Source organism: Amycolatopsis sp. NPDC104819 (assembly GCF_055583145.1).
In genome coordinates this window covers 24555-35184 of record NZ_JBVJON010000004.1, presented here as the reverse complement: position 1 = coordinate 35184, position 10630 = coordinate 24555, and the positions used below count along the sequence as shown (strand labels likewise).

The window sequence follows — 10630 nt, the reverse complement described above, 5'->3', positions numbered from 1 at the left end:
TCCCCTCCCCCCCCCCCCCCGCCCCCCCCCCCACCCCCCCCCCCCCCCCCCCCCCCCCCCCCCCCCCCCCCCCCCCCCCCCCGGCACCATCAGGTCCACAGTGGACTATCGTCAAGGAATGCCGAAGCTCACCCGCGCCTGGTTCGCGGTCACCACCGTGGTCGCCCTCACCGGCCTGGTCAGCCAGGTCGTCGCGACCGCCCAGGACGCCGACGGCCGGCTGGCGAACCTGCTCTGCTTCTTCACGATCGACTCGAACCTGCTGGTCACGGTCACCTCGGCGCTGGTCGCCCTCGGCGTGGCGCGCGGCCGCCTGTTCTCCGTGCTCTGGCTCGACGCGCTGGTCGGCATCATCGTGACCGGCATCGTCTACCAGGTCGCCCTCGCCGGCCTGTACGACCTCCACGGCCTGCAGCTCTTCTCCGACACCATGCTGCACAAGGTGACGCCGCTGCTGTTCGTGCTGGGCTGGCTCGTCGCCGGCCCGCGCGGCGCGCTGGCCTGGCGCACGGTCTGGTGGTCACTGCTCTACCCGCTGGCCTGGCTCGCCTTCACGCTGCCGCGCGGCGCGATCACCGGCTTCTACCCGTACCCGTTCGTCGACGCGGGTGCGCTCGGCTACGGCCAGGTGACGCTCAACTGCGTCTTCATCGGCCTGTTCTTCACGGCGCTCGCCGCGGGCGCGTTCCTGTACGAGCGCCGGGTGCGGCCCGCTTAGCCCCGGACGCGGCGGAACGCGTTGACACCATCGGTCAGCGCGGACTGCACGAGCGTCGGCAGCGCGCCGCGCCGGTCGACCGGCTTGCCGGCCGCGATCCGGTGCATCTGCCGGGTGTGCCACTGGATCTCCAGCAGGCTGTCGGCCAGCCGGATCCCGGTTTTCGGGCACCGCCGCTCGGCTTGGACGTCTTCGCCGCCCAGCAGTCGTCCCGGCAGCGCGGGATCAACGACGAGCGGCCGGCCGAGCCCGATGACGTCGAGCTCGCCGGAGCTCAGCGCGTCGGTCATGCCGCCGGGGGTCGCGAAGCCGCCGGTGACCATCAGCGCGACGTCGGACACTGAACGCGCCTTCGCGGCGTAGTCCAGGAAGTACGCTTCGCGCGCGACAGTGCTCGCCCGGCCCGAGCCCATCATCGCGGCCTTCTCGTACGTGCCGCCGGAGACCTCCAGCAGGTCGAGCCCGGCCTCGCCGAGCTCACGCACGACTTCCAGGGACTCGTCCTCGGTGAAGCCGCCCCGCTGGAAGTCCGCGCTGTTGAGCTTGACCGACACCGGCACGGCGTCGCCCACCGCCGAGCGCACGCGCCGCACCACCTCGAGCAGGAACCGGCGACGGCGGACGGCGTCGCCGCCCCACGCGTCGGTGCGCAGGTTCGTCAGCGGTGAAAGGAACTGCGAGACGAGGTAGCCGTGCGCGCCATGGATCTGTACGCCGGCGAAGCCCGCTTTGACGAACGTGCCGGCCGCGACGCCGAAGCGTTCGATGATCGCTTCGATCTCTTCGCTCGTGAGAGCGCGCGGAGCAGCGAAGGCGGTACGCACGCCTCGATCGCCGAAGGGCACAGCAGACGGCGCGACGGGCTCCCGGGACAGGTACCGCGGGCTCTGCCGGCCCGGGTGGTTCAGCTGCACCCAGAGCTGCGTGTCGGTGCCGTCGACAGCGCTCGCCCACGGCCGGAAGACGTCCGGGTCCGGGGTCGCCGCGACGTTGCGGGGCTCGCCCAGAGCAGCGGGATCGACCATGACGTTGCCGGTGATCAGCGCGCCGGCGCCGCCGCGGGCCCACGTCCGGTACAGCTCGTGCAGCGCGCGCGTGGGGGCGTTCCGGCGGTCGCCGAGCTGCTCGCTCAGCGCCGACTTCACCAGCCGGTTGGGCAGGACGGCGCCGCAGCGCAGCTTGAGCGGCTCGGCCAGCAGGTCACGGCTCATCGCGGCACTCCTCGAACTTACCGGCAGTAAGACTACTCGAAAGTAGCATACCGTCGGTATGTCGTCGACCGGCCAGCTGGCCGTTAGGGTCGGGCCCATGACGGCGATCGTGCAGAACCTGGTGACTTCTGGTGTCTTCGAGCTCGACGGGGGCAGCTGGGACGTCGACAACAACGTGTGGATCGTGGGCGACGACGCCGAGGTGATCGTGATCGACGCGGCCCACGACGCAAAGGCGATCGAGAACGTCGTCGGCGAGCGGAAACTGGCGGCGATCGTCTGCACCCACGCGCACAACGACCACGTAAACGCGGCCCCCGAGCTGGCCGAGGCCACCGGCGCGCCGATCCTGCTGCACCCGGACGACCGCGTCCTCTGGGACCAGACGCACTCCGTCCGCGCGCCGGACGGAGAGCTGGAGGACGGCCAGACGATCACCGTCGCGGGCACAGCGCTGCGCGTCATCCACACCCCGGGGCACGCGCCGGGCGCGGTCTGCCTGTACGCCGAAAAGCTCGGTGTGGTGTTCACCGGCGACACGCTGTTCCACGGCGGCCCCGGCGCCACCGGACGGTCCTATTCGGACTACCCGACGATCCTGAAGTCCATCCAGGAGAAGCTGTTCACGCTCCCGGAGGCGACGAAGGTGCACACAGGCCACGGCGAAGGCACCACAATCGGCGCCGAGAAGGCGGCTTCGAGCGGCTGGGACCAGCCCTAGGACGTGTGCTTCCGGGCGACGAGGGCGAACGCCTCGATCGCCCGGTCCAGCTCGGTCACGGCCTTCCGCACGACGGGCGGCAGCTGAAGCCGATCGAACTCGGCGCCTTCGTCCCGCTCGTGCCGGACGTGGTGCAGGTCCATGTCCTTCTGGCGGACGTCCTCGGCCGCGCCGACCAGCTCGTCCGGCCCGCTCATCACGAGGAGCCCGAGCAGCGAGCGCATCTCCGCGCGCGCCTGGTAGTACTCGTCTTCGTAGCGGGTCATCTCGACGTCCCCGCCGTCCTCCCGTTGCCGGTGGGTGACGTTGAGGCTGACGAGGTGCTGCCGCGCCCGGGCAGCGGCCTCGATGAACGCGCCGCAGCGGTCGGCCCGGTCCTGCCGCAGCTTCGCGCGCCGCGCCGCATTGAGCTTCAGCGGTTCGACCAACGCGCCCAACGTCACGCCGACCAGCGAGGCGACGGCCGCGATGACCGCGGCACCCAGTGCCGTCAGCACGTCAGCCGCGGCGCTGTCGGCTCCACGCGTACGCGCCGCTTCGCCTCTTCGGCCAGGCTTCGCGCCCACTCCTGCAGGCCCGCGACGTTGATGCCGTGCGGCCGCTCGGCCCGGAACGGCTCGATGTTCGCCGCGCCGCGCTCGAGCAGGGACGCCGCGCCGACCGCGTTGCCGCGCGCGGCGTGCGTCAGGCCGACGGCGAGCTGAGCCAGCCCGCGCCACAGCTCGCGGTCGGGCCCGTCCGCGGTCTTCCACGCGTCCTCGAAGACTTCGTGCGCGTGGAACGGCTTGCCGTCGTCGAGCAGCTGCTGCGCCTCCGCAAGCGTTTGCGCCGGGGTCCGCGCGATGCCCTCCGGCTGGCGCTCGACACCCTCTTCGCCGTAGGGAAGCGGGCGGCCGAGACCGTCGCGCGGTCGTGCGTTGCGTGCCCGTCCCTCGGTGTCCCGGTCCCGGCGGCTCATGCCTCGATCCTGCCACGCGCCCGGCCGCGTTCGCCGTCTCCCGGCGAGCCACGTAGCCTGGGGACTCGTGCGTTTCCTCGACGGCCACCGGCCTGCTCACGACCTGACCTACGACGACGTGTTCCTGCTGCCGAACCGTTCGGACGTGGAGTCCCGCTTCGACGTCGACCTGTCCACCGCGGACGGCACCGGCGCGACGATCCCGATCGTGGTCGCGAACATGACCGCCGTCGCCGGCCGCCGGATGGCCGAGACCGTCGCCCGCCGGGGCGGCCTGGTGGTGCTGCCGCAGGACGTGGACGGCACCGCCGTCGCGGAGATCGTCGGCTGGGTGAAGAGCCGCCACACGGTGTGGGACACGCCGCTGGTGCTCACCGGCGGCGACGCGGTGGCCGACGCGCTCAACCTGGTCCACAAGCGTGCTCACGGCGCTGTCGTGGTCGTCGACGGCGAAGGCCGTCCGGTCGGCATCGTCGACGAAGCGGCCTGCGCGGGTGTCGACCGCTTCGCGCGTCTCGCCGACGTCGCGCAGCCGGCGAGCGTCGCGGTCCCGCTCGACACGCCGGCCCGCGAGGTCTTCGAACGGCTGCACGGCGCGGGCGCCCAGCTGGCCCTCGGTCTCGACGCCGACGGCCGCCTCGCGGGCGTGCTGACCGCCGTCGGCGCGCTGCGCGCGGACATCTACACCCCGGCCGTCGACAACGCGGGCAAGCTGCGCGTCGCGGCCGCGGTCGGCGTCAACGGCGATGTCGCGGCGAAGGCCGAAGCCGTGCTGAGCTCGGGGGTCGACGTGCTCGTCGTCGACACCGCGCACGGGCACCAGGAGAAGATGATCGCCGCGCTGAAGGCCGTCCGGTCGGTGTCGCCGCAGGTCCCGGTGGTGGCCGGCAACGTCGTCACGGCCGAGGGCACGCGAGACCTGATCCAGGCCGGTGCCGACGTCATCAAGGTCGGGGTCGGACCGGGCGCGATGTGCACCACGCGGATGATGACCGGCGTGGGCCGCCCGCAGTTCTCGGCGGTCGCCGAGTGCGCGGCCGCCGCGCGTGAGCTGGGCAAGCACGTCTGGGCAGACGGCGGGGTGCGCCACCCGCGCGACGTCGCGCTGGCGCTGGCCGCGGGCGCGTCCGCGGCGATGGTCGGCTCGTGGTTCGCCGGCACCTACGAATCCCCCGGCGACCTGCGGTTCGACGAGCAGGGCCGGCCGTACAAGGAGTCGTTCGGCATGGCGTCGAAGCGCGCTGTCGGCGCGCGGACGCGGACGGACAACGTCTTCGACCGCGCGCGGAAGGCGCTGTTCGAGGAGGGCATCTCGTCGTCGCGGATGTCCCTCGACCCGGCCCGCCCGGGTGTCGAGGACCTGCTGGACTCGATCGGCTCGGGCGTCCGCTCGTCGTGCACGTACGCGGGCGCGCGCACCCTGGAGGAGTTCCACGAGCGCGCGCTGCTGGGCGTCCAGTCGGCGGCGGGCTTCGCGGAGGGCCGCCCACTCCCCTCAGGCTGGTAACCGCGGTCGTGGGGGGGGGGGGGGGGGGGGGGGGGGGGGAAAAAGGAGGGGGGGGGGGGGGGGGGGGGGGGGGGGGGGGGGGGGGGAGTAGGGGGGGGGGGGGGGGGGGGGGGGGGGGGGGGGGGGGGGGGGGGTGTCTGCCCCTCCCCCCCCCCCCCCCCCCCCCCACGACCGGTGGGGGCTCAGCCGTGGTCCTCCAGCATCTCGGTGACGAGCGCCGCGATCGGCGAGCGCTCCGAGCGGGTCAGCGTGACGTGCGCGAACAGCGGGTGGCCCTTCAGCTTCTCGATCACCGCCGAGACGCCGTCGTGCCGGCCGACGCGCAGGTTGTCGCGCTGGGCGACGTCGTGCGTGAGCACCACCCGGGACGCCGTGCCGAGCCGCGAGAGCACCGTCAGGAGCACGTTGCGCTCCAGTGACTGCGCCTCGTCGACGATCACGAACGCGTCGTGCAGCGACCGGCCGCGGATGTGCGTCAGCGGGAGCACCTCGAGCATGCCGCGGTCGAAGACCTCGTCGAGGACGTCCTGGCTGACCAGCGCGCCGAGCGTGTCGAACACCGCCTGCGCCCAGGGCTGCATCTTCTCGCTCTCGGACCCGGGCAGGTAGCCGAGGTCCTGGCCGCCGACCGCGTAGACCGGCCGGAACACCACCACCTTGCGGTGCTGACGGCGTTCCATCACCGCCTCGAGGCCGGCGCACAGCGCGAGCGCCGACTTGCCGGTGCCGGCGCGCCCGCCCAGCGAGACGATGCCGACGTCGGAGTCGAGCAGCAGGTCGAGCGCGATGCGCTGCTCGGCGCTGCGGCCGTGCAGCCCGAACGCCTCGCGGTCGCCCCGCACCAGCCGGATGCGCTTGTCCGCCGTGATCCGCCCCAGCGCGCTCGAGCTGCCCGCGAGCAGCCGCAGCCCGGTGTGGCAGGGCAGCTCGGCGAGGTCGTCCAGGCCGTACTCGACCGGGTCGACGGTGCCGCCGCCGAAGAGCGTGTCGAGCACGTCCTGCTCGACGTCGACGTCCGCCATTCCCGTCCAGCCGGACGGCGTGACGTCCTGCGCGCGGTATTCGTCGGCCTCCAGGCCCACGGCGCCCGCCTTGACCCGCAGCGGAATGTCCTTCGTCACCAGGGTGACCGCCGGGAACTCCGCCGCCAGATTGAGCGCACAGGCGAGGATGCGGTGGTCGTTGGAGTCGGTGCGGAACCCGACCGGGAGCACCGTCGGGTCCGAGTGGTTCAGCTCCACCTGCAGCGTGCCGCCGTGGTCCCCGATGGGGAGCGGCGCGTCGAGCCTGCCGTGCTGCCGGCGCAGGTCGTCGAGCATGCGCAGGGACTCCCGGGCGAACCAGCCGAGCTCCGGGTGGTGGCGCTTCGCCTCCAGTTCACTGATGACGACCAGCGGAAGCACGACGGCATGCTCGGCGAAGCGGGTGACCGCCCACGGGTCCGACAGGAGGACCGACGTGTCGAGCACGTACATGTGCTGCTGGAATTCGGGCGAGGTCGAGGCTTTCTCCGGGCCAGGAACGGCACCGGTCGAAGAACGGCCAGAGGCCTTACGGGGCAAACGCTGCGCAGTCACGACGGCATCTCCCTCGAGGGCGTGTGCACCTCACGCCCGCACTCGCTGGGCCGGGCACCTCCCTGGCTGGACCACTCCCTCTGACCGGTGGGTCAGGTGGCGCGGCCACGAGGGCCGGGTGCCGGCCCCCTCGTGCGTCTCGTGGGCGGCTGCGCCGCCCCCTCGATCACCGTCACGACCAGGGCCTCCCGCGAGGACCCGCACGGATCGCGTGCCCTCACCACGGAAGGTACATACGAATGCCGGATCGCGCAGGAAGCCAACACGGTGATTCGCCAGATCGTCACCTCACTGTCGGTCGTCCGACATCGACGTCCCGTGACATTCACTCTGTGTAGTCGACGTCTCGATCGGTGCACCCACGTCGGAATGATCTTGGGAAAATTGCTGACCCGGCGTATTCACGAAATCGGCTTCAGGGTTCTACCACGTTCGGAGCAACGACGCATTTTGCGCCACCAAGAGAGAACCGTACCGAGTGAAAGCGCCTGCGTCAGGCTCACACAATGGGCGTACAAGACGTACGAGACGCCCGTTTGGCGAGTAATTTTTTGACTGCGGGACACACCACCGGTCCTCCGGTGCCCCGGATCCCAACAGTTCTACCTAGGAGTGTGCGAAGTGCTGAAGAAGGCTGGATTCGTGGCCGCCACCGCTGCGGGCCTCATGATGATCGGCAGCACCGCGTTCGCCGCGACGGGCGACCACGGCGGCACCCCGGACCCGACGTTCGGCGACGCCTACGCCACGTTCATCGAGGGCGGCGGCGCGCTGGGCTACGGCGCGGCCTCCCTGGTCGCCGGCGCCTACACCGGCGTGCTGACCTCGCCGGCGCTGGTGCTGCACTCGCTGGAGCACCACCACCACTGAGTCAGGCTCTTCGAAGGGCCCCGGAGCTCGCTCCGGGGCCCTTCGGCGCGTTTACGAGCCGAACCGGCGGTGCCGCCAGGCGTAGTCGCGGATCGCCCGCAGGAAGTCGACCCGGCGGAATGCCGGCCAATACGCTTCGGTGAACCAGAATTCCGAATGCGCGGACTGCCAGAGCAGGAATCCGGAAAGGCGCTGTTCACCGGAAGTGCGGATGATGAGGTCCGGATCCGGCTGCCCCGAGGTGTAGAGGTGCTCGGAGATGTGGTCGACGTCGAGGATTTTCGCCATCTCGTGAATGGACGTGCCCTCGTCGGCGTGCTGGAGCAGCAGCTTGCGCACGGCGTCCGCGATCTCCTGGCGCCCGCCGTAACCGACAGCGACGTTGACCTCCATGCCGGTACGCCCTTCGGTGCGCGCGGCGGCTTCACTGAGTTTCTTCGCAACTTCGCTGGGTAACAGGTCGAGAGCGCCGACGATCCGCAGCTGCCACGGCGTCCCGGGCGCGGCGAGCTCGTCGGTGACGTCGGTGATGATCTTCAGCAGCGGCGTGAGCTCGTCCGGGTCGCGGTTGAGGTTGTCGGTGGACAGCAGCCACATGGTGACGACCTCGACGTCGGCCTCCTGGCACCAGCTCAGGAAGTCCGCGATCTTCTTCGCACCGGCCCGATGACCGTCCGCGACGTCCGCGAAGCCCGCTTCGCGCGCCCACCGACGGTTGCCGTCGAGCATGATGGCGATGTGCCGGGGATGCCGGCCGCGGGCCTGCTGGATGAGGCGCCTGCCGTAGGCGCTGTACACGACGTCGGACAAGAAGGAGCGAACACTCACGTCGAGGAAGAGTACGCACCCGGTGTGAGGCGCGTGACTCGCATTGAGCAGTGCTGGAGAACCTACGGTCCCGTAACCTGGACGGGTGAGCCTGACGACGGAACCACCCGAGCCCATCGTGGACCTCCGGCCGCGCCTGAGGGGCCACATCCACTTCTGGACGTTCTTCGGCGCGGTAGCGGCCGCGGCGGCGCTGATCAGCCTGGCGGCGTCCACAGTGTCCCCGGTGGCGGCGCTGGCGACGTCGGTCTACGGCCTCACGGTGCTCGGCCTGTTCGGCGTGAGCGCGCTGTACCACCGTCGTTTGTGGAGCCCCCGCGCGTACAAGTGGATGAAGCGCGCGGACCACTCGATGATCTTCCTGTTCATCGCGGGCACGTACACCCCGTTCACCCTGCTGGCGATGCCCAAGCCGACGGGTTACGTGATCCTGTCGATCGTCTGGGGCGGCGCGGTCCTGGGCGTGGCGCTGAAGATGCTGTGGCCGCACGCGCCGCGGTGGGTCGGGGTGCCGATCTACATCGCTCTGGGCTGGGTTGCGGTTTTCGTCTTCCCCGAGCTGGCTTCGCATGCCGGGATCGCGGCGTTGGTGCTGCTGTGCGTGGGTGGGCTGTTTTACACGCTGGGGGCGGCGTTTTACGGGTTCAAGTGGCCGAACCACTGGCCGGATACCTTTGGATACCACGAGTACTTCCACGCCTGCACCGTGCTTGCGGCGGTTTCGCATTACATCGCGATCTGGCTGGCGATGTACGCCTAGCTGCGGTTTTACCGTTGTGGATCTTCCTCAGGCCGCCGCCAGGCCGTCTCTGAACAGGGCGTCGACGGCGTTGCGGGTCCGCTCGTGGCTGGTCGGGAGCAGGTGCGTGTAGACCCGCAGCGTGAAGCCCGGGTCCGAGTGGCCGAGGTAGCTGGACAGCGCCTTGATGGACTCGCCCGCGTCGAGCAGCACCGAGGCGTAGAGGTGACGGAGTGCGTGCATCCCGTCCGCCCGGGTCGGCTTCTCGATCCCGGCCTTCTTGAGCGCAGGTAGCCAAACGCTCAATCGAAAACCGCCGCGCCGGAACGGCAACCCGTCGTAGTCGACCACCAGCAGCTTCACGGTGACCGGCTTGCCCTCGGGGTGCACCCACGGGAGCGTGATCTCGGTCGCCGGAAACTGCTCGGCGTACTGGTCCAGCGCGGACAGCAGCTCGCCACCGATCGGGACTTCTCGCGTCTTGCCCCGTTTCGGCGGAGCGAAGCACAGGACGTTGTCGACGATCCGGACCTGCCGCTCAATCTGGGCGATGTTCCGCTCCCGGTCGACGTCGTCGAGAGAGAACCCGAACACCTCACCCTGCCGCAGCCCGATGCCAGCGGGAATCCGGACGACCGGCTTGAACCGGACGGGCAGCGCGTTCAAGACGGCTTGCGCCCGCTCCGGCCGCCAGGGCTGCACCTGCCGCATATCCGCCCGAGGCCGAGTCACGCTCGACGCCTGGGCCGGGTTGCTCACGATGAGCTTGTCCTCCTTCGCGAAGCTGAGGATGGACACGAGGTGAGTGAAGTACAGGACCCGCGAGCGCGTGCTCACACCGCGATCCTGGAGCCAGCGGAGCCAGGCTTGGACGTCACTGGGCTTGACCGCCCCGATGGTCTTCGCCTTGAAGAACGGCTTGAGGTGATTGGCGAGACGGCTGATCACCCGCTCCCGCGTCGTGTGGTCGAAGGTCTGCGCAGCAACCCACCGATCCGCGACGACGGAGAAGAGCACACGGCCGGCCTGTGGGTCGACGTACTTGCCCTCCCGCTTGTCCGACTCGACCTCGATGAGGAAGTTCTCGGCGCGCTTCTTCTGCTTGTCCGCGAACGACTTCGAACGTTCATTGTTGTCCGGGTCGAGGTACCGGACCTTGTACCGCAGCCCGACGCCGTACAACTCGGACCTCTCCATAACCGGCTTGTCCTTGTCGTTGAAGAGCAGCCGTCCGGTTTCCGGGTGCCGCGCCTGGCGGTACCACCGGTCCTGAATATGTCCCATGTGGACTCTCCGTTCTCGAAACTGATTAGGCGGCTTCGGTGGCCCAGGCCCGCACGGCGGCCGGGTTGTAGCGCAGGTGCCGGCCGATTTTCTTCACCGGCGGTCCCTCACCGCGCCATTTCCACTGGTAGAGCGTCTTGACCGGGACGCCGAGGTAGTCCGAGACGTCCTCGACGGACCAGAGGCGTTCGATGCTGTGGACGTTGTTCATTGCTCC

Annotated in this window: 12 protein-coding genes; 5 read left to right on the top strand and 7 right to left on the bottom strand. The window is 70.3% G+C overall.

Annotated features, from left to right (window positions below; genetic code table 11):
- Positions 1 to 118 precede the first annotated feature (118 nt).
- Positions 119 to 718: a Pr6Pr family membrane protein gene (locus tag ACZ63E_RS12935; RefSeq protein ID WP_465336139.1), complete on the top strand. Its 600-nt coding sequence runs from the start codon at positions 119 to 121 to the stop codon at positions 716 to 718.
- On the opposite strand, the gene ACZ63E_RS12930 is transcribed toward ACZ63E_RS12935, so the two are convergent.
- Positions 715 to 1929 (bottom strand): NADH:flavin oxidoreductase/NADH oxidase family protein, encoded by a 1215-nt coding sequence (locus ACZ63E_RS12930; protein WP_465336138.1) that lies wholly within the window; start codon positions 1927 to 1929, stop codon positions 715 to 717. The two genes, ACZ63E_RS12935 and ACZ63E_RS12930, sit on opposite strands and share 4 nt — an antisense overlap.
- Positions 1930 to 2026: 97 nt before the next feature.
- Between ACZ63E_RS12930 and ACZ63E_RS12925 the strand changes: the two genes are divergently transcribed.
- Positions 2027 to 2650 (top strand): MBL fold metallo-hydrolase, encoded by a 624-nt coding sequence (locus ACZ63E_RS12925; protein ID WP_465336137.1) that lies wholly within the window; start codon positions 2027 to 2029, stop codon positions 2648 to 2650.
- Here ACZ63E_RS12925 and ACZ63E_RS12920 read toward each other — a convergent pair.
- The gene (locus ACZ63E_RS12920; protein ID WP_465336136.1) at positions 2647 to 3147 is read right to left on the bottom strand and encodes a hypothetical protein; all 501 of its coding nucleotides are present in this window, start codon (positions 3145 to 3147) and stop codon (positions 2647 to 2649) included. The genes ACZ63E_RS12925 and ACZ63E_RS12920 overlap by 4 nt on opposite strands.
- Positions 3141 to 3608, bottom strand: coding sequence for a DUF309 domain-containing protein (locus ACZ63E_RS12915; protein WP_465336135.1), 468 nt, complete (start codon positions 3606 to 3608; stop codon positions 3141 to 3143). Before ACZ63E_RS12915 ends, ACZ63E_RS12920 begins: the two co-directional genes overlap by 7 nt.
- A gap of 67 nt (positions 3609 to 3675) precedes the next feature.
- On the opposite strand from ACZ63E_RS12915, the gene guaB1 reads away from it, so the two are divergent.
- On the top strand, positions 3676 to 5115 hold the full coding sequence (guaB1, locus tag ACZ63E_RS12910; protein WP_465336134.1) for a GMP reductase: 1440 nt from the start codon (positions 3676 to 3678) through the stop codon (positions 5113 to 5115).
- A 182-nt stretch (positions 5116 to 5297) separates the two neighbouring features.
- Here the strand turns inward: guaB1 and ACZ63E_RS12905 are convergent, their stop codons facing one another.
- The gene (locus tag ACZ63E_RS12905) at positions 5298 to 6590 is read right to left on the bottom strand and encodes a PhoH family protein (RefSeq protein WP_465302690.1); all 1293 of its coding nucleotides are present in this window, start codon (positions 6588 to 6590) and stop codon (positions 5298 to 5300) included.
- Between the two features lie 744 nt (positions 6591 to 7334).
- Here ACZ63E_RS12905 and ACZ63E_RS12900 point away from each other — a divergent pair.
- Positions 7335 to 7562, top strand: a complete 228-nt coding sequence (locus tag ACZ63E_RS12900) for a hypothetical protein (protein WP_465302688.1) — start codon at positions 7335 to 7337, stop codon at positions 7560 to 7562.
- Between the two features lie 51 nt (positions 7563 to 7613).
- Here the strand turns inward: ACZ63E_RS12900 and ACZ63E_RS12895 are convergent, their stop codons facing one another.
- Positions 7614 to 8390, bottom strand: a complete 777-nt coding sequence (locus ACZ63E_RS12895; RefSeq protein ID WP_465336133.1) for an isoprenyl transferase — start codon at positions 8388 to 8390, stop codon at positions 7614 to 7616.
- A gap of 118 nt (positions 8391 to 8508) precedes the next feature.
- Between ACZ63E_RS12895 and trhA the strand changes: the two genes are divergently transcribed.
- Positions 8509 to 9150, top strand: coding sequence for a PAQR family membrane homeostasis protein TrhA (trhA, locus tag ACZ63E_RS12890; protein ID WP_465336698.1), 642 nt, complete (start codon positions 8509 to 8511; stop codon positions 9148 to 9150).
- Between the two features lie 27 nt (positions 9151 to 9177).
- On the opposite strand, the gene ACZ63E_RS12885 is transcribed toward trhA, so the two are convergent.
- Together ACZ63E_RS12885 and ACZ63E_RS12880 are read right to left on the bottom strand one after the other, a co-directional pair.
- Complete coding sequence (locus ACZ63E_RS12885) at positions 9178 to 10413, bottom strand: tyrosine-type recombinase/integrase (protein WP_465336132.1); 1236 nt, start codon at positions 10411 to 10413, stop codon at positions 9178 to 9180.
- A gap of 25 nt (positions 10414 to 10438) precedes the next feature.
- Positions 10439 to 10624: a helix-turn-helix domain-containing protein gene (locus ACZ63E_RS12880; protein ID WP_247018703.1), complete on the bottom strand. Its 186-nt coding sequence runs from the start codon at positions 10622 to 10624 to the stop codon at positions 10439 to 10441.
- Positions 10625 to 10630: the final 6 nt, after the last annotated feature.

Excerpts from the sequence above, each read along its gene's own strand:
- ACZ63E_RS12930 (WP_465336138.1), bottom strand. The coding sequence starts at position 1,929 with ATGAGCCGTGACCTGCTGGCCGAGCCGCTCAAGCTGCGCTGCGGCGCC.
- ACZ63E_RS12925 (WP_465336137.1), top strand. The coding sequence starts at position 2,027 with ATGACGGCGATCGTGCAGAACCTGGTGACTTCTGGTGTCTTCGAGCTC.
- ACZ63E_RS12905 (WP_465302690.1), bottom strand. The coding sequence starts at position 6,590 with ATGTACGTGCTCGACACGTCGGTCCTCCTGTCGGACCCGTGGGCGGTC.
- ACZ63E_RS12880 (WP_247018703.1), bottom strand. The coding sequence starts at position 10,624 with ATGAACAACGTCCACAGCATCGAACGCCTCTGGTCCGTCGAGGACGTC.
- ACZ63E_RS12935 (WP_465336139.1), top strand. The coding sequence starts at position 119 with ATGCCGAAGCTCACCCGCGCCTGGTTCGCGGTCACCACCGTGGTCGCC.
- ACZ63E_RS12885 (WP_465336132.1), bottom strand. The coding sequence starts at position 10,413 with ATGGGACATATTCAGGACCGGTGGTACCGCCAGGCGCGGCACCCGGAA.
- ACZ63E_RS12915 (WP_465336135.1), bottom strand. The coding sequence starts at position 3,608 with ATGAGCCGCCGGGACCGGGACACCGAGGGACGGGCACGCAACGCACGA.